Annotated in this window: 25 protein-coding genes; 10 read left to right on the top strand and 15 right to left on the bottom strand. The window is 74.3% G+C overall.

Annotated elements, in window-relative coordinates; all coding sequences use genetic code 11:
- Nucleotides 1–48: 48 nt before the first annotated feature.
- The gene (locus BLASA_RS18635) at nt 49–699 is read right to left on the bottom strand and encodes a ferritin-like fold-containing protein (protein ID WP_014377776.1); all 651 of its coding nucleotides are present in this window, start codon (nt 697–699) and stop codon (nt 49–51) included.
- A gap of 434 nt (nt 700–1,133) precedes the next feature.
- Between BLASA_RS18635 and BLASA_RS18640 the strand changes: the two genes are divergently transcribed.
- The 5 genes from BLASA_RS18640 to BLASA_RS18660 all read left to right on the top strand — a co-directional run bounded on the left by BLASA_RS18640 (nt 1,134) and on the right by BLASA_RS18660 (nt 6,177).
- Nucleotides 1,134–2,699 carry a DEAD/DEAH box helicase gene (locus BLASA_RS18640; protein WP_014377778.1) on the top strand — a complete coding sequence of 522 codons (1,566 nt, stop codon included), beginning with the start codon at nt 1,134–1,136 and terminating at the stop codon, nt 2,697–2,699.
- A gap of 17 nt (nt 2,700–2,716) precedes the next feature.
- Complete coding sequence (locus tag BLASA_RS18645; protein ID WP_014377779.1) at nt 2,717–3,847, top strand: PQQ-binding-like beta-propeller repeat protein; 1,131 nt, start codon at nt 2,717–2,719, stop codon at nt 3,845–3,847.
- 55 nt (nt 3,848–3,902) lie between these two features.
- Nucleotides 3,903–4,820, top strand: coding sequence for an alpha/beta fold hydrolase (locus BLASA_RS18650; RefSeq protein WP_014377780.1), 918 nt, complete (start codon nt 3,903–3,905; stop codon nt 4,818–4,820).
- Complete coding sequence (locus BLASA_RS18655; protein ID WP_014377781.1) at nt 4,817–5,689, top strand: oxygenase MpaB family protein; 873 nt, start codon at nt 4,817–4,819, stop codon at nt 5,687–5,689. Before BLASA_RS18650 ends, BLASA_RS18655 begins: the two co-directional genes overlap by 4 nt.
- Nucleotides 5,690–5,781: 92 nt before the next feature.
- The gene (locus BLASA_RS18660) at nt 5,782–6,177 is read left to right on the top strand and encodes a VOC family protein (protein ID WP_014377782.1); all 396 of its coding nucleotides are present in this window, start codon (nt 5,782–5,784) and stop codon (nt 6,175–6,177) included.
- Nucleotides 6,178–6,229: 52 nt separating this feature from the next.
- Here the strand turns inward: BLASA_RS18660 and BLASA_RS18665 are convergent, their stop codons facing one another.
- The 4 genes from BLASA_RS18665 to BLASA_RS18675 all read right to left on the bottom strand — a co-directional run bounded on the left by BLASA_RS18665 (nt 6,230) and on the right by BLASA_RS18675 (nt 8,731).
- The gene (locus BLASA_RS18665) at nt 6,230–7,087 is read right to left on the bottom strand and encodes a PHP domain-containing protein (protein ID WP_014377783.1); all 858 of its coding nucleotides are present in this window, start codon (nt 7,085–7,087) and stop codon (nt 6,230–6,232) included.
- Nucleotides 7,088–7,142: 55 nt separating this feature from the next.
- On the bottom strand, nt 7,143–7,778 hold the full coding sequence (locus BLASA_RS18670) for a PH domain-containing protein (RefSeq protein ID WP_014377784.1): 636 nt from the start codon (nt 7,776–7,778) through the stop codon (nt 7,143–7,145).
- Nucleotides 7,779–7,782: 4 nt separating this feature from the next.
- Nucleotides 7,783–7,941: a hypothetical protein gene (locus tag BLASA_RS25220; protein ID WP_014377785.1), complete on the bottom strand. Its 159-nt coding sequence runs from the start codon at nt 7,939–7,941 to the stop codon at nt 7,783–7,785.
- A gap of 166 nt (nt 7,942–8,107) precedes the next feature.
- Nucleotides 8,108–8,731 carry a DUF6758 family protein gene (locus tag BLASA_RS18675; RefSeq protein WP_041775847.1) on the bottom strand — a complete coding sequence of 208 codons (624 nt, stop codon included), beginning with the start codon at nt 8,729–8,731 and terminating at the stop codon, nt 8,108–8,110.
- A gap of 72 nt (nt 8,732–8,803) precedes the next feature.
- Between BLASA_RS18675 and BLASA_RS18680 the strand changes: the two genes are divergently transcribed.
- Entirely contained in the window at nt 8,804–9,232 is a 429-nt protein-coding gene (locus BLASA_RS18680; protein ID WP_014377787.1) for an NUDIX domain-containing protein, read from the top strand.
- Between the two features lie 28 nt (nt 9,233–9,260).
- Here the strand turns inward: BLASA_RS18680 and BLASA_RS18685 are convergent, their stop codons facing one another.
- From BLASA_RS18685 to BLASA_RS18705, 5 genes are all read right to left on the bottom strand, one after another.
- Nucleotides 9,261–9,770, bottom strand: a complete 510-nt coding sequence (locus BLASA_RS18685; RefSeq protein ID WP_014377788.1) for a MaoC family dehydratase — start codon at nt 9,768–9,770, stop codon at nt 9,261–9,263.
- 156 nt (nt 9,771–9,926) lie between these two features.
- Complete coding sequence (locus BLASA_RS18690; protein WP_014377789.1) at nt 9,927–10,439, bottom strand: DUF6912 family protein; 513 nt, start codon at nt 10,437–10,439, stop codon at nt 9,927–9,929.
- Between the two features lie 76 nt (nt 10,440–10,515).
- The gene (locus tag BLASA_RS18695; RefSeq protein WP_014377790.1) at nt 10,516–11,895 is read right to left on the bottom strand and encodes a WS/DGAT/MGAT family O-acyltransferase; all 1,380 of its coding nucleotides are present in this window, start codon (nt 11,893–11,895) and stop codon (nt 10,516–10,518) included.
- 62 nt (nt 11,896–11,957) lie between these two features.
- Nucleotides 11,958–13,253, bottom strand: a complete 1,296-nt coding sequence (locus BLASA_RS18700) for an AAA family ATPase (protein ID WP_014377791.1) — start codon at nt 13,251–13,253, stop codon at nt 11,958–11,960.
- Nucleotides 13,253–14,053 carry an SAF domain-containing protein gene (locus BLASA_RS18705; protein ID WP_014377792.1) on the bottom strand — a complete coding sequence of 267 codons (801 nt, stop codon included), beginning with the start codon at nt 14,051–14,053 and terminating at the stop codon, nt 13,253–13,255. The genes BLASA_RS18700 and BLASA_RS18705 overlap by 1 nt, the downstream gene beginning before the upstream one ends.
- 199 nt (nt 14,054–14,252) lie before the next feature.
- On the opposite strand from BLASA_RS18705, the gene BLASA_RS18710 reads away from it, so the two are divergent.
- Complete coding sequence (locus tag BLASA_RS18710) at nt 14,253–14,516, top strand: helix-turn-helix domain-containing protein (protein WP_041776724.1); 264 nt, start codon at nt 14,253–14,255, stop codon at nt 14,514–14,516.
- Nucleotides 14,517–14,541: 25 nt separating this feature from the next.
- Here BLASA_RS18710 and BLASA_RS18715 read toward each other — a convergent pair whose 3' ends face one another.
- Together BLASA_RS18715 and BLASA_RS18720 are read right to left on the bottom strand one after the other, a co-directional pair.
- Complete coding sequence (locus BLASA_RS18715) at nt 14,542–14,853, bottom strand: hypothetical protein (RefSeq protein ID WP_166486592.1); 312 nt, start codon at nt 14,851–14,853, stop codon at nt 14,542–14,544.
- Between the two features lie 57 nt (nt 14,854–14,910).
- A complete protein-coding gene (locus BLASA_RS18720) occupies nt 14,911–15,480 on the bottom strand; it encodes a hypothetical protein (protein ID WP_014377795.1) in 570 nt (189 codons plus the stop codon).
- A 101-nt stretch (nt 15,481–15,581) separates the two neighbouring features.
- On the opposite strand from BLASA_RS18720, the gene BLASA_RS18725 reads away from it, so the two are divergent.
- Nucleotides 15,582–16,331, top strand: coding sequence for a LysM peptidoglycan-binding domain-containing protein (locus tag BLASA_RS18725; RefSeq protein WP_014377796.1), 750 nt, complete (start codon nt 15,582–15,584; stop codon nt 16,329–16,331).
- 43 nt (nt 16,332–16,374) lie between these two features.
- The gene (locus BLASA_RS18730) at nt 16,375–16,911 is read left to right on the top strand and encodes an Rv3235 family protein (protein ID WP_014377797.1); all 537 of its coding nucleotides are present in this window, start codon (nt 16,375–16,377) and stop codon (nt 16,909–16,911) included.
- A gap of 140 nt (nt 16,912–17,051) precedes the next feature.
- On the opposite strand, the gene secA is transcribed toward BLASA_RS18730, so the two are convergent.
- Complete coding sequence (gene secA, locus BLASA_RS18735; RefSeq protein WP_014377798.1) at nt 17,052–20,078, bottom strand: preprotein translocase subunit SecA; 3,027 nt, start codon at nt 20,076–20,078, stop codon at nt 17,052–17,054.
- Nucleotides 20,079–20,174: 96 nt separating this feature from the next.
- Between secA and BLASA_RS18740 the strand changes: the two genes are divergently transcribed.
- Nucleotides 20,175–20,567: a pyridoxamine 5'-phosphate oxidase family protein gene (locus tag BLASA_RS18740; RefSeq protein WP_014377799.1), complete on the top strand. Its 393-nt coding sequence runs from the start codon at nt 20,175–20,177 to the stop codon at nt 20,565–20,567.
- 117 nt (nt 20,568–20,684) lie between these two features.
- On the opposite strand, the gene hpf is transcribed toward BLASA_RS18740, so the two are convergent.
- Both hpf and BLASA_RS18750 read right to left on the bottom strand, forming a co-directional pair.
- Complete coding sequence (gene hpf / locus BLASA_RS18745) at nt 20,685–21,371, bottom strand: ribosome hibernation-promoting factor, HPF/YfiA family (protein ID WP_014377800.1); 687 nt, start codon at nt 21,369–21,371, stop codon at nt 20,685–20,687.
- Between the two features lie 39 nt (nt 21,372–21,410).
- Nucleotides 21,411–22,205: a ComF family protein gene (locus BLASA_RS18750; RefSeq protein ID WP_014377801.1), complete on the bottom strand. Its 795-nt coding sequence runs from the start codon at nt 22,203–22,205 to the stop codon at nt 21,411–21,413.
- Nucleotides 22,206–22,265: the final 60 nt, after the last annotated feature.

Here is a 22,265-nt window from a genome sequence, read left to right on the forward strand (position 1 = left end):
CGACGTCATAGCCCGCGGTGCGGTCCGGAGGACCGCAGTGTCATCGCGTCATGGGTTCAGCCCCAGCGCCTTCATCCGCTCGGTGTGGGCGTCGGTGATGCGTTCGATCAGCCGGCCGATCCCCGAGAGGTCGCCGGTGCCGGAGACGATGAGGTCCGCGAGCCGGTCGTGCTCGGCGATGACCGCCTGCGAGCGCGTCATCGCCTCGCCGACGAGCCGCCGTCCCCACAGCGCCAGCCGGCCGGCGACCTTCCGGTCGGCGGCGATCGCCGCGCGGACCTCGCGGACGGCGAAGTCGGCGTGGCCGGTGTCGGCGAGCACGTCCAGCACCAGGCTGCGGTCGGGCTCGGGGAGGAAGCCGGCGATCTCCCGGTAGAAGTCGGTGGCCAGCCCGTCGCCGACGTAGGCCTTCACCAGCCCCTCCAGCCAGGTGCTGGGCCGGGTGCTCTCGTGGAAGGTGTCCAGGGCCGACACGAACGGGGCCATGGCAGCGGCCGGGTCGACACCGAGCTCGGTCAGCCGGGCGCTCAGCTGCACGTGGTGGGCGATCTCGGCCGCGGCCATGCGGGCCAGCGAGGCGCGGCCGGTGAGCGTCGGCGCCATGCGGGCGTCCTCCGCCAGCCGGTCGAAGGCGGTGAGCTCGGCGTAGGCCAGCGCGCCCAGCAGGTCGGCGACCGCCGTGTGGGGGACCGGGGGCACGGCATCTCCTGAGGCTCGGCGGCGGGGCACGCGTGCCCCCGGAGGAGTGATCCGACCGACGGCAGGGAGCGCGCCGCCGAGAGGCTAACCGCTGCCCGCGCTAGCATGGGAATCGGCGTGCCTCCGGGCGCGCTCGTGTATCTGTGCGCTGACGACCGCTGGACGACGCCCCTGGGGCCGTCCCCGGACGTGTTCGACGCCCGGTCTGCTGGCCGAGTCGGCGCTGGAACTCATCCCGCGACATCCGACCGCGGACAGGCGCGAGGCGGCACCGCCGCCGGAGCCGGTCCCCCAGCCGACCAGAGGCGAGAGCACTGACCTCCACCGACACGAACACCACCGACACCGCCGCCCCCGAGCTCGACCGGGCCGAGACCGGCGCCCCCGCTCCCGAGGAGCTCGAGCAGGCCGTCGAGGAGCTCGGCGGCGCCCCCGTGGCCCCCGACAGCCCGCTGTTCAGCGACTTCGACGTCCACCCCGACATCGTGGCCGCCCTGGCCGAGGTCGGCATCCACCGCACCTTCGCCATCCAGGAGCTGACCCTCCCGCTGGCCCTGGCGGGCAACGACCTCATCGGTCAGGCGCGCACCGGCACCGGCAAGACGCTGGGCTTCGGCGTCCCGATGCTGCAGCGGGTCAGCCCGCCGGCCGAGAGCGGCGACGGGGTGCCGCAGGCGCTGGTCGTCGTCCCCACCCGTGAGCTGTGCGTGCAGGTCTCGCGCGACCTGGGCGCCGCCGGCGCCAAGCGGGGCATCCGCGTGCAGGCCATCTACGGCGGGCGCGCGTTCGAGCCGCAGGTCGAGTCGCTGCAGAAGGGCGTCGAGATCGTCGTCGGCACGCCCGGGCGACTGCTGGACCTGGCCCAGCGGGGCGACCTGATCCTGGGCAAGGTGAAGGTCCTCGTCCTGGACGAGGCCGACGAGATGCTCGACCTGGGCTTCCTGCCCGACATCGAGCGGATCCTCGCGATGGTCCCGGAGAAGCGGCAGACGATGCTCTTCTCCGCGACGATGCCCGGCCCGATCGTGACGTTGTCCCGGTCGTTCATGACCCAGCCCACGCACATCCGCGCCCACGGCAACGACGAGGGCTCGACGGTCCCGCAGACGACGCAGTTCATCTACCGGGCGCACAACCTGGACAAGCCCGAGCTGCTCTCCCGCGTCCTGCAGTCCCGTGACCGCGGCCTGGTCATGGTGTTCTGCCGCACCAAGCGCACCGCGCAGAAGGTCGCCGACGAGCTCGTCGATCGCGGGTTCGCCGCGGCTGCCGTGCACGGCGACCTCGGCCAGGGCGCCCGCGAGCAGGCGCTGCGCGCCTTCCGGAGCGGCAAGGTCGACGTCCTGGTGGCCACGGACGTCGCCGCCCGCGGCATCGACGTCACCGGCGTCAGCCACGTCGTGAACTACCAGTGCCCCGAGGACGAGAAGACCTACGTGCACCGGATCGGCCGCACCGGCCGCGCCGGCAGCACGGGCGTCGCGGTCACGCTGGTCGACTGGGACGACATCCCCCGGTGGCAGCTGATCAACAAGGCGCTCGACCTCGGCTTCGACGACCCGCCGGAGACCTACTCCACCTCACCGTGGGTCTACACCGACCTCGACGTCCCCGAGAGCGCCAGGGGCCGGCTGCCCCGCTCGCAGCGCACCCGCGAGGGTCTGGAGGCCGAGACCCTCGAGGACCTCGGCGAGACCGGGAAGCGCAACCGCCCGGCCGGCCGCGGCGGCGACTCCCGCGGCCCGAGCGGCCGAACGGTCGACGAGGACAAGCCCGCGGGGGCCGGGAAGAGCCGCCCGCGCCGTCGCACCCGCAGCAGTGCCGGCTCCGGCGACGCCGCGGCCGACGCGGCGTCCGCGGCTCCGGCCGCCGACGGTGCCGAGGGCTCGGGCGAGGGCACGAAGCCGCGTCGGCGTCGCCGTCGCCGTGGTGGCGCCGGCCGCGGCAGCTCCGGCGAGGGCTCCGGCAGCGGCTCGGGCGCCGAGTCCGCCGGCGACTGACCCCGGCGGTCGCCGGAATGAAGGGCCCACCGCTGCGGGTCTGGACCTGGACGGCGGCCACCGTCGCGCTGGCCGTCGTCGCCGTCCTGCTCTGGCGGGGCTCCGACGCGGCCGCCACCGACAGCACCACCGCGCCTCCGGCCGACGTCCCCGAGGGGACGCCGGCCGGAGCCGTCTCCGAAGCGTGGTCCACCCCGGGCGGCCCCGTGCCGGAGGACGTGGTGGAGGGCGGGCGGGTGCTGCTCGGCTCCGCCCACGGCATCCGGGCGTTGGACCCCGCGACCGGCGACACCGCCTGGCACTACACCCGCGACAACGCGTGGCTGTGCGGGCTCACCGCCACTGACGGGCTGGCGGTCGCCGTCTTCCGCACCGAGGACCGGTGCGACGAAGCGGTCGCCCTCGACGCCGGCACCGGCGTGCGCGCGTGGACCCGGAACGTCGACTTCCGCCCCGACGCGACCCTGTCCTCCACCGACCGGATCGTGCTGGCGCACAGCCCCACGGGGGTGGTGACGCTCGATCCGACCGGCAACAACACCCGCTGGCGCTACGCCGCGCCGGACGGCTGCGAACTCCTGGGCTCCGACGCCGGTGACACGGGGGTCGCGGTGCTGCAGCAGTGCGAGGGGGCAGCCGCACCACAGCTACGGCTGCTGGACGGCTTCGACGGCACGGTGCACTGGACCCGCGACGTCCTCACGTCCGGCGGCGAGGACGTGCGGCTGCTCGGCGCCGACTCGCTCGTGGGCGTGCAGGTTGGGTCCGAGATCCGGTTGCTGTCCGCCACGGACGGGCGCCTGCTGACGACGCTCGAGGCCGGGCGGGACCGGGCGGCGGACCTGCAGGCCGCCGACGGGGCGGTCCTGGTCCGGGCCGACGGGAGGCTCACCGCCCTGGATCCGGCGTCGGCGGGACGGCTGTGGGAGGTGCCGGCCATCGGGCTGCCCGGAGAACCGGCCACCAGCGGGGACGACGTCCCCGTCCTGGCGGTGCCCACGGCCGACGGCTTCGTGTACCGGGACCCCGTCACCGGCGACGAGGTGGGCCGGTCGGCCGGAACGGGCCTGCCCTCGGGCGGCACGGCCACCGTCGTCGGCCGCACGGTGGTCCTCCGCCTGCCCGACCGGGTCCTCGCCTACGGCTGAGCGCCACCGCCCCCCGCTGCGGCGCATCCGCCGCGATCGAGGTTCACTGGGATCCATGGTCATGCCCGGCGGTCCCGATGCCCCGTCCGTGCCGTTCGCCATCGCCCCCGACGACCTGCGCCAGCTCGCCCACCACGACGCCGGGTCGCGGACCTTCCCCGGCGGGGCCGGGCCGCTGGCCGCGCTCGACACCGGCGGCGACGCCGAGCGCGGCACGGTGCTGATGGTGGCCGGGTACACCGGCAGCAAGGAGGACTTCGCGCCCCTCCTGCGGCCGCTGTGCGAGAGGGGCTACCGCGTCGTGGCGCTGGACCAGCGCGGGCAGTACGAGTCGCCCGGCCCGGACGACCAGGCCGAGTACTCCGTGGAGATCCTGGCCGGTGACGTCGTGGCCGTCGCACGGGTCCTCCAGGACGAGTCCGGGCAGACGCTGCACCTCGTCGGCCACAGCTTCGGCGGGCTGGTCACGCGCGCGGCCGTCCTCGCCGAGCCGCAGCTGTTCACCAGCTTCACGCTGCTCGGCTCGGGCCCCTCCCGGCTCACCGGGCGCCGCGCGGAGCTGCTGGACCACCTGGGGCCGCTGCTGGACGCCGGCGGGGTGCCGCTGGTGCACGAGACCCTCGAGCAGGTGTCGATGACCGACCCCAAGGCGCAGGCCGTCCCGGTGGAGACCCGGGCGTTCTACACCCGCCGCTTCCTCCGCAACTCCGCGGCCGGCCTGCGGGGCATGGCCGACGCCATGCTGGCCGAGCCCGACCGGGTGGACGAGCTGAAGGCCACCGGGATACCCGTGCTCGTGGCGCACGGCGAGGCCGACGACGCCTGGCTGCCGCACGTGCAGGCCGACATGGCGGAGCGGCTGGGCGCGCGGCACGAGGTCATCGACAACTCGATCCACTCCCCCGCCGTCGAGAACCCGCCGCGCACCCTCGAGGTGCTCTGCGACTTCTGGACCTCGGCGACCGCGGCATGACGCCGTTGCCCGCAGCGGCGGACTGGACCGCCGAGCAGGACCGCCTCGGGTTCTTCGGTCCCGACAGCGTGACATGGCGGATCCATGCCGACCCGTCCTTCTCGGTGGGCGGCCTGCGCGCCCTGCTGCTGCAGGCGCTGCACCCGGTCGCGATGGACGGCGTCGCACGGTTCTCGGGAGCCTTCCGGGACGACCCGTGGCCCCGGCTGATCCGGACGGCGGCCTACGTCGACACCGTCACCTTCGGCACCCGCACCGAGGCCGTCCGCGCGGTGGCCCGCGTGCGCGGCATCCACCGCCGGCTGGGAGCCGTCGAGGAGACCACCGGACGGGCGTACCGGGTGGACGACCCGGACCTGCTGCTCTGGGTGCACTGCTGCGAGGTCGACTCGCTGCTCACCACGGCCCGCCGGGCCGGGCTGGTGCTGACCGATGACGACGCCGACCGCTACGTCGCCGAGCAGGTCACCACGGCGGAACTGGTGGGGGTGGACCGGGCCGACGTGCCGGCGTCGGTGGGCGAGCTGGCCGGCTACTTCGAGCGGATGCGCCCGTCGCTGGCCGCCACGTCCGCCGCGCGGGACGCCTACCGGCTGATCGTGCTGCCGCCGATGCCGACGTGGGTGCGCTTCCTCACCCCCGCCCAGCCGGCGTGGGGCGGGCTGGCGGTACTGGCCGTCGCGCTGCTGCCGCAGTGGGCCCGCCGGCTGTACTCGCTGCCCGGCCTGGCGCTCACCGACGCGGCCGCGACCGGGGCGCTGCGGGCCTTCCGGCAGGCGGCGCTGCGGCTGCCCCGCACCGCCCGGCGTTCGCCGATCGTGTGGGCCGGCATCGAACGGGTGGCCGGACCGGCACAGCTCACCGCCTGAGGTCGCCGTTCCCGCGGTGGTCGTTCCGCTCCGGTCCTCCGCTGCCCGCTCTCGCGGCCGGGCCTGTCGGCACCCCCGGTTAACCTGCCACCATGCCGGAGCAGGTGACCCCTTTCCTGATGTTCACGGGCGACGCAGAGCGCGCGATCGAGCTCTACACGTCGCTGTTCGACGACGCCCAGCTCGTGACCCTCACCCGGTTCGGGGCGGACGGCACCGGCGTGGAGGGCACGGTGCAGCAGGCCACCTTCTCCATCGCCGGCCAGGTGTTCCGCTGCTTCGACAGCCCCCCGGTACACGCCTTCGGCTTCACGCCGTCGTTCTCCATCTTCGTCGACGTCGCATCGGCCGAGGAGCTCGACCGGCTGTTCGCGGGTCTCTCCGACGGCGGCGGCGTGCTGATGCCGCTGGACGACTACGGCTTCAGCCGCCGCTTCGGCTGGGTGAACGACCGCTTCGGCGTCTCCTGGCAGCTGAACCTCCCCTAGCAGCGAGAAGGAGCGGCGGGCTCCGCTGACCGTCCCGACCGGCTGATCCCGCTCAGTCCCGCAGGACCGCCGTCCCGGTTCCCGCAGCCAGCAGCCGCTCGAACTGCACGGGGTCGGTGGTGCAGGCGCCGATCGGCGTCGTCTTGTTCGACCCGTGGTAGTCGCTGGAGCCGGTGACGACCAGGTCCAGCTCGGCCGCCAGCCCGCGCAGGTGGACGCGTTCCGCCTGGCTGTGATCGGGATGGTCGACCTCCAGCCCGAGCAGCCCCGCCTCGGCCATGGCGGCCACCGCGTCGTCGCCGACGACCCGGCCGCGCTTGGTGGCCAGCCCGTGCGCGAAGACCGGCACGCCACCGGCCGCGCGCACCAGCGCGATGCCCTGGCGGACGTCGGTGTCGGCCTTCGCCACGTAGTACGGGCTCCGGTGGTGCAGCAGCGTCGTGAAGGCCTCCTCCACCGACCCGACGACGCCACCGCGCACCAGGGCACCGGCGATGTGCGGGCGGCCGACGACCCCGCCGTCGGCGTGCGCCACCAGCTCGGCCCAGCCGACCGGGTACCCGTCCGCGGCCAGCGCCTCCACGATCCGCTCGGCGCGGCTCAGCCGCTCGTCCCGCAGCCGGGCGCGCTCGGCGGCGAAGGCCGGGTGCAACGGGTCGAACAGGTAGCCGAGCAGGTGCACGCTGATCGGCGGCTCGTCGGCGGGGAACCACCGGCAGGACAGCTCCATGCCGGGGACCACCGTCAGGCCGCCAGGGCGCGCCGCCTCCGCCGCGGCCCACCCGGCGGTGGTGTCGTGGTCGGTCAGGGCGACGACGTCCAGCCCCGCGGCACGGGCGGTCGCGAGGAGCTCGCCGGGGCTGTCGGTGCCGTCGGACACCGAGGAGTGGGTGTGCAGGTCGATCCGCATCACCGGTCAGCCTGCCCCAGACCGCCGCGGTCCACCCCCGGCGGCCGGTCCCCGCTCACGGCTTGCGCGGCGGCAGGCCCGGGATCGGCTCCGTGTCCCTCCGGCCCCCGGTGGCGACGGGCCCACCGGACGGCGACTCCGGGTTGCCCTCGTCGTCACCCCCGGAGGCGGCCCCGCCCCAGTCGCTGGTGAACAACAGGCCGCTCACCTGCCGGTACAGCGCACCGGCGTGCGGGAGGAAGGTGATCTCCGACAGCGCCTGCTGCTGCCCGGCGGACTCGAAGCGGAAGGTGCCGTACCCCAGCACCTGGCCGAACAGGGTCTCCTTCCACGTCAGGTCGGTGATCCGGCGCAACGGCAGCAGCGTGACGGTGCGGACGATCACCCCCGAGGTCAGCAGCACCCGGCGCCGGCTGACGATGAAGTGCCGCATCCGCCACTCGCCGAGCCGCAGGGCGTACGTGAGGAGCGCTCCCAGGGCCACGAGCATGCCGAGGGTGCTGGTCACCCGGTTCTCCGGGTCGAGGACCAGCAGCCAGCCGCCGGCGAGGAACACCGGCAGGAACGTGACCGTCGGCAGGATCAGCACCGCCCAGTGCCGGCGGGTCGCCACCACCGCGTCCTCGTCGTCGAGCAGGTACTTCTCGACGTCCTTTGCGGCGCGGGCGGGGAGCCCGACCGGAGCGGCCACCGGATCAGACCAGCGAGCCGACGAACTGGGCCAGGGAGGAGGCGGCGTCGCCGAGCGCCACCCCCGCGGTGCGCACCAGCTCCGCGGAGGACTCGGGTGCCTGGATCACGTAGAACAGGACGAAGGCGACGACCAGCCAGGTGAGGACCTTCTTGAGGTTCACCGCACCTCCGGGGTGAGTGCGCGAGGCAGTGCCGGGGACCGGAGCTGCACGGACAGCCCGCCGGGTGCGGCGGACGCGTTCGTCCCATGAGTAACACAGGCCCCAGGGCTCACCCGGCCGACGCGCCGCGCATGACGTGGCCGGTGTCGTTCCGCGGGCCGGCCGGTCAGCGGCCGGGGATCAGGTGCTCCCCGGGCGGCCCGAGCGGCAGGTCGGGGTAGATGCGATCACGTAGGTCGAGCAGCTCCAGCTGCTCGGCCAGCAGCCAGGCGGCGTTCATGGGCCAGGTGACCACCCACAGCCAGACGCCGTAGGCCTCGCCCACGAAGGCCGCTCGGTCGTCGGTGGTGGGCACCGCCCACAGCGGGGCGCGCTGACCGGCGGCCTTGACGTCGACGGAGCTCGGCCCGGTGATGACGTCCCCGGGGTCGAGACCCGGCAGCCCGGCGTAGCCGCAGCCCACGCCGGTACCGGGTTCCTCGGCGACGAGGACCAACTCGGCCGAGCCGCCGAGAGGGGCGGGCCCGGCGCAGTCGACGACGATCGCCCGCGCTCCCGGCTCACCACCCCACGCCAGGCCCGTGACCGCCCAGCCCGCGGGCACGGGGTCGGGCACCCACGCGGGCACGCGGGCGTCGACGGTGACCGCGGCGATCGCGTCGTGGGCGACCAGCGCGGTGTGGTGCAGCGGCGTGACCGCGCCGTGCACGTGACACCAGGCGTCGGCCTCGGACCCGTGGCGGACGACCAACGGCTCGCCGCAACGGGGGCAGACCGGCGAGGCACTCATCGGGGACAAAGGTCGCGGCAGCGGCCGGAATCGTCAAGCGCAGGCCCGTCGCCGGATGCGTAGCCTGCGGACGTGGCGGCCTGCGAGCGGGAGAACTCCCCACCGGTGGTGCCGTGCGTGGGCGCGATCGTGCACGACGACGCGCGCCGGCTGCTGGTGATCCGCCGGGGGCAGGAACCCAGCCGGGGACTGTGGTCGGTGCCCGGCGGGCGGGTGGAGCCGGGTGAGACCGCCGCGCAGGCGGTGGAGCGCGAGGTGCTGGAGGAGACCGGCCTGCGGGTGCGGGCCGGGCGGGTGGTGGGCCGGGTGCGCATCGACGCCGGGGCGGTCGTCTACGACGTCGCCGACCTCGCGTGCGAGCTGCTCGACCCGGACCCGGTCCCCCGGGCAGGTGACGACGCCACCGAGGCCGTCTTCGCCGACGCCGCGACCCTGGCCGCGCTGGCGTGCACCCCGCGGCTCGTGGAGACCCTCGGCGGCTGGGGCGTGCTGCCGGACTGACCGGCCGCACGCCCCCGGCCGCGCCGGCTCAGCCGCGGGGCGTGGGCTCCGGGCGCCCGGGCTGCTCGCCGCCGCGGGCCTCGCCGTAGGACTGCTTGGGCACCATGACCTTGCGGCGGAAGATGCAGACGACGGTGCCGTCCTGCTTGTAGCCGATCGTCTCGACGTACACGACGCCGCGGTCGTCTTTGGACTTCGACGGCGTCTTGTCCAGCACGGTGGTCTCGCCGTAGATGGTGTCGCCGTGGAAGGTCGGCGCCACGTGCCGCAGCGACTCGATCTCCAGGTTGGCGATCGCCTTGCCCGACACGTCGGGGACGCTCATGCCCAGCAGCAGCGAGTAGACGTAGTTCCCGACGACGACGTTCTTCCCGAAGTCGGTGGTCTTCTCCGCGTAGTTGACGTCCATGTGCAGCGGGTGGTGGTTCATCGTCAGCAGGCAGAAGAGGTGGTCGTCGTACTCGGTGACGGTCTTCCCGGGCCAGTGCTTGTAGACGGCCCCGACCTCGAACTCCTCGTAGTACCGACCGAACTGCATCTCACTCGCTCCCGACGTCACACGCACGTGCGGGCCCGCGGCAGCGGCGCGGAGCGCACCGGAGCGGGCGCCCACGACGACGCGCCGGAACCCGTCTGGACGGATCGTGATCTTACGGCGGCGGCCCGGCGCCGCATCCGCGGGCGCCCGGGGCGGTCAGAGGAGCTCGAGCGCCGGGCCGATCTCCTGGGTGGCGTACCAGGCCAGCTCGTGCCCCTCGGCCTGGTCGACGACGAACTGTGCGTCGTCGCTGCCCAGGTCGGCCTCGAGGACGACGTTCACCGCGGCCCGGACGTCGTCCTCGGCGTCGGCCCCGTCGATGTGGGCGCTCGCCACGTCCTGCAGCCGGACCTCGTGCTCCACCCGGGCCGCGCCGGGGTCGACGTGCGGATCGTCCATGGGGCTCACCGCTGCGTCGGGCACGTCGGCCGCGAGCACCACGCGGCGGCGGGCGGCCAGCGGATCGAGGTCGATCAGCCGCAGGCTGGCGCGTGCCGCGGCCAGCAGCGCCGCGTACTCGAGCTCCTCGGTGTCGGCACCGGCGTCGCTGAGCGCGTAGAAGTCCCGCAGCCGCGGGGTCACCGCGAACACGGTCTGCGGGGCGGCCAGCCGTCCCTCGTCCACGAGACTCCGCAGCACGGTCGTCGTCGCCGGCAGGTACACGCGCACCCGGCTGACCCCCTTCGTCGATGGAACGCCCGACCGTATCCGCCGCAGTCCGTGCGGCGCCGACCGGACACCGCGCTCAAGCGGAGGTCTCGACCAGCTGCGCGACCTCCTGCTCGATCAGGTCGGCGAGCACGTCGACGTCACCGACGCTGTCGCGGTCGGCGTTGAGCCCGAAGAACACCGTGCCGTCGTAGGAGGTCATGCCGATCGACAGCCCCTGACCACGGGCCAGCGGCACCACGGGGAACACCTCGAGCACCCGCCCGCCGGCCGCGTACAGCGGGACCTGCGGGCCGGGCACGTTGGTCACGACGAGGTTGAACAGCCGCCGCGACAGCCCCCGCGCCGCGCGCGCTCCCAGCGCGTGCAGCGTGGGCGGCGCGAACCCGCTGAGCGCGATGAGGCTGTCCGCGCCCACCGACCGGCTGTGCTGGGTGACCCCCCGCATCGCGTAGGTGAGGCGGGCCAGCCGCACCCGGGGGTTGGGTTCGCCGACGGGCAGGTCGACCAGGTGGGAGGAGACGCGGCTGCCCGCCGCGCCGTCGTCGTCCTGGACCGAGACCGGCACCAGCGCCCGGATCGAGGTGCCCCCGACCACCGGCTCGCCACGGGAGAGGAGCCACTCCCGCAGCGCGCCGGCGACGACGGTGAGCAGCACGTCGTTCACCGTGCCGCCGTGGGCCTTCCGCACCCGCTTCAGGTCGTCCAGGCCGGCGCAGGCCACCGCCACCCGCCGTTGCCGTCCGACCGGCGCATTGAGCGGGCTGTCCGGCGCCGGGAGGATGGCCGAGCGGGCCGTTCGGACGAGTCCTCCCGCCACCCCACCGATCCGCACGGCGGTGGCCCGCGCGTCGGTCGCCGCCGACCGGGCCAGCTCCATCAGTGACGACGGCCTGCGGCGGTAGTCCTCGAAGGCCGACCACAGGAGCTCGGCGCCCGAGGGCGGGCGCCGCGGCCGCCACTCCGTCGGCTGGGGCACCGGCGCGTCGGGTGACCCGTCCAGCAGCACCTGACCGAGGTCGAGCGCGCCCAGCCCGTCGACCAGGGCCGGATGGGTCTTGGTGACCACCGCGACCCGGTTCCCGCTCAGCCCCTCGACCAGGTACGCCTCCCAGAGCGGACGCGTCCGGTCCAGCGCACGGGACGTCAGCCGGGACACCAGGTCGAGCAGCTGGGCCTCCGTCCCCGGCCGCGGCAGCCCGGATCGCCGCAGGTGGTACGCGAGCTGGAAGTCGGGGTCGTCGACCCACACGGGATGGCCGAGGTGGCCGGGAACCTGCGCGATCCGCTGCCGGTACCGCGGCACCAGGGACAGCCGCGCCTCGACCAGCGACGCCAGCGCGTCGAGGCCGCCGGGAGGCGCCTCGAGGATCAGCACCCCGCCCACGTGCATGGGAGTGCCCGGTTCCTCCAGGTACAGGAACGAGGCATCCAGGGTGTTCAGCCGCTCGACCATGGAACTCCTCACGGGCCGGGCTCCACGCTACGACGCGGGGTGGCCCTCCGACACTCGGGCGATCAGCCGGCCCGACGGTGGCGCAGCAGGCTCCGCCGGCCGGTGTCGGCGACCGGCACCCCCGCCAGCGCTGCGGCCAGGGCACGCAGCCCGGCCCGCAACCCCGACCCTGCCGCCACCTCGGCCAGCGTGCGGCCGGCCGCGAGGGCTGCGTCGGTCGCCCGACGGTCGGCCGGCAGGAACCACCGCGGCCGGCGACCGGTGAACCGCTGCAGTGCGTCGCCGACCTCCTGGCGGGGGTCGCCCGGCACGGGGCCCCGGCGCACCTGGTTGACGACCAGCACCGGCTCCACCTCGGGCAGCACCTCGCGCAACTGGTCCAGCGCACGGATGCAGCGCTGCAGGGCGACCGGGTCGGCGCCGGTCACGCACAGCACCGTGTCGGCGTGCTCGAGCACGGCGAGGGTCGCGCCGTTGCGGCGGGGAGCGGCGGTGTCGAAGGACAGCTCCTCGTCGTCCTCGACGTTGAAGGCACAGTCGACGACGGTCAGCTCCGCAACCCGGCGGGCCTCCTCCAGCACCGCGGTGACGGCAGCCGGCCGCAGCTCCGGCCAGCGGTCGGCGCGGGCCAGACCGGTCAGCACGCGCAGCTGCGGCCGCACCGCCCAGGCCAGCGCGACCAGGGTCCGGCCGTCCAGCGTCCCGGCACCGGCCTGCCGGGCGGCCCCGGCCAGGCCGGGTGACTCGTCCAGCAATCCGAGAACCTGGGCCACCACCCCGCCGTGGACGTCGGCGTCGACGAGCAGCGCGGAGGTCCCGAGCCGAGCGGCCTCGTCGGCCAGCCCGACGGCGACAGTGGTCCGCCCCGGGGCGCCGGTCGGCCCCCACACGGCCACCACGCGCCCACGGCCGACCGCCGGGAGCTCCGGCGCGTCCGGGATCTCGGGCACCGGCAACGCCGCCCGGAGGTCGGCCACGTCGTACCCTCCCGCGGGCACTCCCGCGACGGCGTTCCGGAGCGCCTCGGCGATCGACTCCGGCTCCGCATCGGCCGGCAGCACCTGCGAGACACCGAGCTGGCGCAGGCGCTGGGCCGCCCGCTCGTCGCCCGGTTCGACCAGCCCGACGACGGCGACGCCGGCGGCGTGCAGCCGGGCGACGGCGTCGCCGTCGAGCCGGCGCAGCTCCGCCGACAGCAGCGCGGCCTGACCGGTGCCGGTCGCCGCGGCGGCGAGCAGGTCCGAGACGTCGACGCAGCGACGGACGACGGTGACCCCGTGGTCGTCCCGGTCGAGTGCGCCGACCAGCTCGGACTCCCAGCCCGCACCGGTGACGGCGGTGAAGACCTGCAGCGCCATCAGCCGGCCGGTCCCGCCGGTGCGGCGGCCGGGACAGGGGCAGGAGCCGGAGCCGGAGCCGTCGACGGTGCCGTCGACGGTGCCGAGGCCCGGGGGGACACCCGCTCCCCGGCGTCGGCCCCGGCCGGGTGGGCGACCACGACCAGCGGGCGCCCGGCGATCGCCGCCAGCACGTCCGCCGCCTCGTCGGCCGCCACGCTGACCACCACCTGCACGGTGCTGGTGGGCGTCGACAGGACCCCGTCGGCGCCGCCGGACAGGGCCTGCACCGGCGCCCCGCCCACGACCAGGGTGACGCTCCCGATGCCCTGGCCGGTGGCGCCTGCCGCCGGATCGGCGACGGCGTAGACGTCCACCACCTGACCACGCTGCAGCCCCGGGGGCACGTATCCGGCCTGCACCGGCAGGGCCAGCTGCACGAGGTCGGCCGGCTCCTCGAGCGCCGACCGCGGCACGAGCTCACCGGCGCGCACGCCGCGCGCGAGGATGTGCCCGTCCGGCCGCGTGCTGCCGGCCAGGTAGTGGTCGGCGGCGTCGTCGAGCCGGACGTCGACCACGACGAGGTCCTCGGCGGTCAGCTCCGTGCCGGCCGCGAGGTCGCCGGCGGCGCTCCAGACCGGGACCGTCGCATCAGCCGCGCTGACCACCCGGGCGCCGAGCAGGACCGATCCGAGCACCAGCAGGACACCCAGGACCAGGCGGAGGTCCAGCCAGCCCGGGGCCTTCACCCGCCGGGGGGTGGGCCCGCTCGGCAGGTCAGCGCTGTCCGGGGCGGGGCCCGGGTTCCGGACGGCGGTCACGCCACCTCATCTCTCGTGCACGTCGACGCCCCGGTGGGCGCACTGACCCGCCGGTGCGGACCGCTGACGACGTTCGGACGCAGATGATGCGACACGATCCCGTTCTCCTGCACTGGTCATCCACACGAACGTGTGTGGACGACCGGCACGGACCACCGGCACGGCTGACAGACTGGGCGGCGAACGGATGGAGTCGCTCATGCCCACGCCCCGCTTCCTGACCCTCGACGACGTCGCCGAGATCCTCAACGTCTCGTGGTCGCAGGCCTATGCGCTGGTGCGCCGCAAGGACCTGATCGCCATCCAGATCGGTGGGCGCGGGCAGTGGCGCGTCGAGGTGGACGAGCTCGAGCGCTTCATCCAGCAGAAGTACGCCGAGGCCCGGGCCGGCGCCGTGCCGCCGGAGCCCGCGGCGGAGGCGGACACCGGCGCACCCGCAGGGGCCTCCGAGCAGCGCGCCTGACTCCTACGCCGTAGCCGTACCCGGCTCACCCGGCCAGCTCCGAGCGCAGCACCGACTCTCGGGAGCGACCGCATTCGATCGGGGTGGAGTCGACCATCCACACGTCGCCGGTCCGGATGCTGGTGTCGACGGCGAGCTGGTGGATCAGCCAGATCACGGTGGCCGACAGCCGCCGCAGCCGCTTGTCGTATCCCGGCTCCTGCGGCAGACAGGGACATCGGGTGCAGGTGCTGGCCGCCCAACCCGCAGCCGACGGGGCCTCGCTGGTGGATCCCGACAACACCTGCACCTCCACGCCGACCACGCACGGCAGGCGTTCCCGCGGAAACGCGGTCAAGGCGAGGAGCTTGTCGACGTTCCCGCGGGAACGTCCGCACCCCGTGGGATCACTCCTCTAGTCCCAGCCGGGCAGCAGCGTCCGCACGACAGCGACCGCGTCGATGACGACCGCGTGGACCTGGCGGACGGCGCCGGACCGGCGCGGCTGATCGGCGGAGTGCTCGGCCAGTTCGAGGTAGTCCGCACCCACCCGGTCGATCGTCCCGGTCAGTGTCGTCCCGTTGTCCAGCAGGACCTGGACGGCGCTCCGGTCCCGCGCCAGTCCACGCAGCGCGCGGCGTAGATCCAGCTTCGCCCGTACGGGGCTCTCCTCCTGGGCCGGCGCGGTCCACCGCCCCAGCCCGGCCACGCTCCGCACGGTGGCGACCGCGACCAGCTGGTCCCGGCCGCGCTCGTCGGCGATGAGCAACCAGTCGACCCCGAGGTCGACCAGATCGCCGGCGACCCGCCCCGCGCCCCGGCAGGTCACCGTGACAGCGGCGCCGACCGATCCCCCGAGCCGGTCGGTCAGCCGGACGGCGCCCATCTCCGACCGGGCCCGCGACGCCCACTCGGCTCGCGCCTCCGCCTCTTCGACCGCGTCGAACTGCGCCTGCAGGTCCGCGAACAGCTGCTGCCACCGCATGCCCTCACCTCGTCTCCCGCTCAGCCTAGAGGGTGCTCATACTTGCATTTGCATGCATTTGACTGTTTTAGTGCGCTGACGCCACCGATGGAGGAGGACAGATGTCGGTACGACGACTGCTCGGCACCGCCGTGGGCATGGCGGCGATCGCGGCCGCGCTCACCGCGCTGTCCCCGTCGGTGCCCGACACCGTGGCCGCGCTCTCCACCGCCCAGCGCACCGCTGATACCGCCGGTGCCGACGTGCTGGTCCTGCACCTCGCCGGGCTGCTGGCCTGGCTGGTGTGGGCTTGGGGCGCGCTGGGTCTCACGCTCACCGCGCTGTCCGCCCTGCCGGGTCTGGCCGGTGCGGTCGCGGAGCTCGCCCTCCGCCGGGTGCTTCCCCGTGGCGCCCGCTCGGCCGCCGCGCTCGCGCTGGGCCTCGGGCTCGGCGTCGCTCCCCCGGTCCTGGGGGTGGCAGCGCCACTGTTCGCGGCCACCGCGGCCGTGGCGGAGGAGCTGCCGGCCGGCTCGACCCCGGCCACCGAGCGGGTCGTGCCCGACTGGCCCGCCCCGGACGCGCCCGTGCCGGCCCCGGCGGCCCCGCTGCCGTCGCACAGCACTCCGCCGACCGCTGAGAGGCTGCCCGACTGGCCGCGCACGCCCGCAGCCGGCGAGCACGTGGTCGTCCGTGGTGACTGCCTCTGGGACATCGCCGAGCGCCGGCTGACCGCGGACATCGGTCGGGTCGGGTCCCCCGGCGAGGTGGCCGCCGCCGTCCACGCCTGGTGGCAGGCCAACGCCGACGTCATCGGGCCCGATCCGGACCTGATCCTTCCCGGTCAGGTGCTCCGGCCACCTGCCCTGCCGTGACCCGCCCCCCTGCCCAGCACAGCCCACCACCCGGGAGTTTTCGATGACCGCACCGCCCCGCCCCGCCCCGTCCACCGGCCGGACCGCCGTGCGGCTCGCGGTGGTCCCCACCCCGCAACCTCCGCTGGAGCCGCGCCCCGCACTCCGCCTCGTCCAGCCCGGGCGATCCGTCCCCCGCCCCGTCCCGCGCCCGGGACCGCGCCCCCGGACGGGCCCGGCCGCCCGGGACGAGTTCGGCCCGGTGCTCTGCGGCCGCGCCGACCTGCCCCCGGTCGGTGAGGTCGCGCGTCGCCTGGTCACCATGGCACTGGAGGCGCTCACCGGCCGGCGGCCGCTGGCCCAGCTGCAGCCCCTGACCACGGTCGGCGTGTACGCCGCGATGTCCGCCGGCCGGCGGCCCCGGTGGTGCGCCGAGGGCAACGCGCCCGTGATCGTCGGCCGGCTGCGGGTGTGCGAGCCGGTCGACGGGGTGGCGGAGATCAGCGCGGTCGCCCACCGCAATGGCCGGGCGCACGCCGTGGCGGCACGGCTGGAGGGGATCGATGGCCGGTGGCGGTGCACCGCCCTTCAGATCGGCTGACCGCCGCCGGAGCCGGAGCGGCATGCGAAGCTCGGCCGAGCGTGCGGCATGCGGAGCATCCCGCACCTGCTCGGCCGGAACGGAGAGTCAGCCCGGCGGAGCCGGACGAAGCCTTTCGGCGACGGGGACGCAGTCCCCGATCAGCTGGCAGCCCCGTGGCACTGCTTGTACTTCCGGCCCGACCCGCAGGGGCACGGTGCGTTGCGCGGCGTCTCCTTGGTACCGGAGACCGTCGCCGTCTTGGCGGCCTTGGCCCGGCCGGTCTCCGCGGGTGAGGCGTCGAGGCTCGGCGCCGAGTACGTCAGGTTCTCCGGAGAGCGGCGGGGCTCGTCGAGACCCTTGACGTCCAGCACCGGCGCAGTGTCGGACGGTGCCGGTTCCGCCGCGGCCGCGTCGGCCGGAGCCTGCCCGTTGCCGTCCGCCGTGACGGGCTCGGCCGGAGCCTTCGCGGCGCCGTCCGCCGTGACGGGCTCGGCCGGAGCCTGCCCGTTGCCGTCCGCCGTGACGGGCGCCGCCGAGCGGCGTGCCGTGGCGGGCGCCGCGGTACCGGCGGCTGCCTTGGCCGCCGCTGCCTGACGGGCCAGCAGCCGAGCCGTGCCGGCCTGGGCGGCGGCGAGCGCCTTGGCCTCGGCCTCGGCCTGCTTCGCCTTGGCCTCCGCCTCCTGCTCCTCCTTGGTCTTCACCTCGAGGTTGAACAGGAACCCGACGGACTCCTCCTTGATGCCGTCCAGCATCGCCACGAACATGTCGTAGCCCTCGCGCTGGTACTCCACGACCGGGTCGCGGTTGGCCATGGCACGCAGGTGGATGCCGGCGCGCAGGTAGTCCATCTCGTAGAGGTGCTCGCGCCACTTGCGGTCGAGCACGCTGAGAAGGACCCGCCGCTCCAGTTCCCGCATGACCTCGGACCCGAGCCTGGCCTCACGCTCCTCGTAGGCGCGGTGCACGTCGTCGAGCATGGCGCTCTTGAGGTCGTCTGCGGAGAGGTCGGACTGCTCCCCGTCGGCGACGCTGCCGAGCAGTTCGTCGACGGTGACCCCCACCGGGTACAGCGACTTCAGGCCGGTCCAGAGCTGGTCGAGGTCCCAGTCCTCGGCGTAACCGGTCTCGGTGGCGCCGTCGACGTAGGCGCTGACCACGTCGTCGACCATCGTCCGGACCTGCTCGTGCAGGTCGGCGCCCTCCAGGACCTTGCGCCGCTCGTCGTAGATGACGGTGCGCTGGCGGTTGAGGACCTCGTCGTACTTGAGGACGTTCTTGCGCACCTCGAAGTTCTGCTGCTCGACCTGCGTCTGTGCCGAGAGGATCGCCCGGCTGACCATCTTGGACTCGATCGGCTGGTCGTCGGGCACCCGCAGGGTGGTCATCATCGACTCGAGCATCGGGCCGTTGAACCGGCGCATCAGGTCGTCACCGAGGGAGAGATAGAACCGCGACTCCCCCGGGTCGCCCTGCCGGCCGGAGCGGCCGCGCAGCTGGTTGTCGATCCGGCGGCTCTCGTGCCGCTCGGTGCCCAGCACGTACAGGCCACCGGCCTCGGTGACCTCCTCGTGCTCGGCCTTCACCTGGGACTTGGCCGCCTCCAAGGCCTCGTCCCACGCGGCCTCGTACTCCTCCGGGGTGTCGGTCGGTGTCAGCCCCCGGGCCCGCAGCGCCTCGTCGGCGATGAACTCGGCGTTGCCGCCGAGCTGGATGTCGGTGCCGCGGCCGGCCATGTTGGTGGCCACCGTGACCGCACCGGGGCGACCGGCCTGGGCGATGATCGCCGCCTCCCGCGCGTGGTTCTTCGCGTTGAGCACCTCGTGCGGGATCCCGCGCGTGAGCAGGTACTTCGAGAGCAGCTCGGACTTCTCGACGCTCGCGGTGCCCACAAGCACCGGCTGGCCGGCCTCGTGCCGCTCGGCGATGTCCTCCACGACGGAGTCGAACTTGGCCTTCTCCGTCTTGTAGATGACGTCGGAGCGGTCCTGCCGGACCATCGGCCGGTTGGTGGGGATGGGGACGACGCCGAGGGAGTAGGTCTGGTTGAGCTCGGCGGCCTCGGTCTGCGCCGTACCGGTCATCCCGGAGAGCTTGTCGTAGAGGCGGAAGTAGTTCTGGAGCGTGATCGTGGCGAGCGTCTGGTTCTCGTCCTTGATCTTCACCTTCTCCTTGGCCTCGATGGCCTGGTGCATGCCCTCGTTGTAGCGGCGCCCCGACAGCACGCGGCCGGTGAACTCGTCGACGATGAGGACCTCGCCGTTGGCGACGATGTACTGCTGGTCCTTCTTGAACAGCTCCTTGGCCTTGAGCGCGTTGTTCAGGTAGCCGATCAGCGGGGTGTTGACCGCCTCGTAGAGGTTCTCGATGCCCAGCTGGTCCTCGACGAACTCGACGCCCTCCTCGGTGACGGCGACGGTCCGCTTGTCCTCTTCCACCTCGTAGTGCACGTCCCGCCTCATGAGCGGCACGATCCGGGCGAACTCCCCGTACCACTTGGCGCTGGACTCGGCCGGGCCACTGATGATCAGCGGGGTGCGGGCCTCGTCGATCAGGATGGAGTCGACCTCGTCGACGATCGCGTAGTGGTGCCCGCGCTGCACCAGGTCGGCCTTGCTCCAGGCCATGTTGTCGCGCAGGTAGTCGAAGCCGAACTCGTTGTTCGTGCCGTAGGTGATGTCGCAGGCGTAGAGCTCGCGCCGCTGCGCCGGGGTCTGGCCCGACAGGATGCTGCCGACCGACAGGCCCAGGAACCGGTGCACCCGGCCCATCCACTCGGCGTCGCGCTTGGCCAGGTAGTCGTTGACCGTGACCACGTGCACGCCGTTGCCGGTGAGCGCGTTGAGGTACGCCGGCAGCACACCGGTGAGCGTCTTCCCCTCACCGGTGCGCATCTCGGCGATGTTGCCCAGGTGCAGCGCGGCGCCGCCCATGAGTTGCACGCGGAAGTGCCGCTGGCCCAGGGTGCGGGTCGCGGCCTCCCGGACGACTGCGAAGGCCTCGGGCAGGAGCGCGTCGAGGGATTCGCCGTCGGCGTGGCGCTCCTTGAACTCGTCGGTCTTCGCCCGGAGTTCTGCGTCGCTGAGATCGGTGTAGTCGTCGGCGATCGACTCGACCGCATCGGCGATCTTGCCCAACCGTCGGACGAGCTTGCCCTCACCGGCACGGAGAATCTTCGAGAACACCACGCCCCCAGCGTAGGCGGCCCGGCCAGGACTCCGGTCGCCCCGACCACGCCGCGCGGTGGCCGGGCGCACCAGGCGCCCCATCCGTACGCTGCGCCGGTGGCCCGCGACCTCTCCGATCCCGGCCAGGGCCTGCTCGACTTCCTCACCGAGCGACACCTGGCGACGCTGACCACCCTGCGCTCCGACGGCAGCCCGCACGTGGTGCCGGTGGGCGTCACCTACGACCACGCGACCCGCACCGCGCGGGTCATCACGTCCGGCGGCTCGGCCAAGGCCCGCCACGTGCGGGACGGGCAGCAGCGGGTCGCCGTCTGCCAGGTGGACGGCCGGCGCTGGGTCACCCTCGAGGGGACGGCGGTGGTGCGGGACGACGCCGCATCCGTCGCCGACGCCGTCGAGCGCTACGCCCGGCGGTACCGGCAGCCCCGCGAGAACCCCGCGCGGGTGGCTCTGGAGATCACGGTGGACCGGATCCTCGGCAACGTGTGAGCGAGCTTGCGAGCTCACCAAGGGGCACAGCAGCGCCGCGAACGCAGCCGACGAGCGCCAGCGAGGAGGACTCGTGAGCGTCGGGCGGGGGCGCGGCGGCCGCGCTCCCGCCCGCGATCAGACGCCGGCGGCGGTCGTCGCCTGCCCGCCGGTCGGCACCGCGCCGTCCTGGGATGCCGGCGCGAGCCGGATCAGGCCGTAGTCGTAGGCGTGCCGGCGGTAGACGACCGTCGGCTGACCCGTGTCGGCGCACTGGAAGAGGAAGAAGTCGTGTCCGACCAGCTCCATCTCGTGGAGCGCCTGGTCGACGGTCATGGGGGTCGCGGGATGGTGCTTCTCCCGCACGATCTGCCCGGGCAGGTGTTCGTCGAGCTCGGTGACGTGCGGCCCGGAGGCGAGCTCACGGTCCAGTTGCAGCTGCTGCTCGATGGGCAGCTCGGAGTGCCCCGCGTCCAGCGCCGCACCGTTCAGCCGGACGCTCGCCGGCGTGCGCCGACCGTGGTGGACCCGGCGCCGATCGGCGGCCCGGCGCAGCCGGTTGTCCAGCTTGCCGGAGGCAAGGTCGAGGGCGGCGTAGAAGTCCGGGCCGGCGGCTTCCGCACGGACCACCGGGCCCTTGCCGCGGAGGGTGATCTCCACCCGCTGGCAGCTGGCCGACTGGCGGGGGTTCTTCTCGTGGAAGAGCTCGACGTCGATGCGCGAGAGCTTGGTGTCGAACCGCTCCAGCTGACCGACCTTGTCCTCCACGTGTTGGCGGTAGTGCTCAGGGACCTCGACGTTGCGACCACGGACCACGATCTCCATGAGACCTCCCGGTAGGACGGGGCTTCGGTCAGATCGACGCTAGTCCTTCCCCCGGGGGCGCGACAGTCGATCGAGGTCCTGCCGGAGGACGTTCCCGGCCCGGTACCGCCGCGTCCGGACGGGGTCCGCGCGAGGTGCCCCTGGTGACCGCGGCGTGGCCGCCACGACCGCCGCGAGGACGGGGAAGCCGCCCGGCGGGAGCCCGGCGGCCAGCACCGACGCCGCCTCGGTCAGCGTCGCGCCGGTGGTCACCACGTCGTCGACCAGGACCAGCAGCGCACCGGCCGGGCGACGGCGTGCGTCCAGCGCGAACGTGCCGGCGAGGTTGGCCCGCCGCTGGGAGGCCGAGAGGGCGGCCGAGTCCCGGATCCGCCCGCGGCGTCGCAGGGCCCGGCACCCGGTGGCCGGTACTCCGGCCGCACGCAGCTCGGCGATCGCCCGTGCGGTCAGCTCCCGGACGTGGTCCCGCCCGCGGGCGCGCACCGCCGCGGGCGAGGTGGGCACGGGGACCAGCACCACCGGCGGCCGCGACGGGGCTCCTGCCCCCAGCCGGACCGCCGCGACCGCGAGGGCGAGCGCTGCGCCCAGCGGCGCGGCCAGCTCCGCCCGGCCCTGTTCCTTGAACGCGTTGATCGCCGGGCGGACGGGTCCGGCGTAGGCGCCGGCCGCCACCGTCGGCGGGAAGCCCGCGGGGAACCGACGGGGCTCGGCCAACCGGGGTGCCGCGAGCAGCGGCGCGCACCGAGGGCACAGCATCGCCCCGGGCACCCCGCAGCCGGCGCAGGTGCGGGGCAGCACCAGGTCGGCGAGTGCCGCGAGCACCGGGACGTCCACCGGGCCAGCCTGCCGCGCCGACCGTCCGCGGCGCGCCGTCCGGCCGGGTCTGTGGACTGG

It is taken from the genome of Blastococcus saxobsidens DD2 (assembly GCF_000284015.1).
GTDB classification, from domain to species: Bacteria; Actinomycetota; Actinomycetes; order Mycobacteriales; family Geodermatophilaceae; genus Blastococcus; species Blastococcus saxobsidens_A.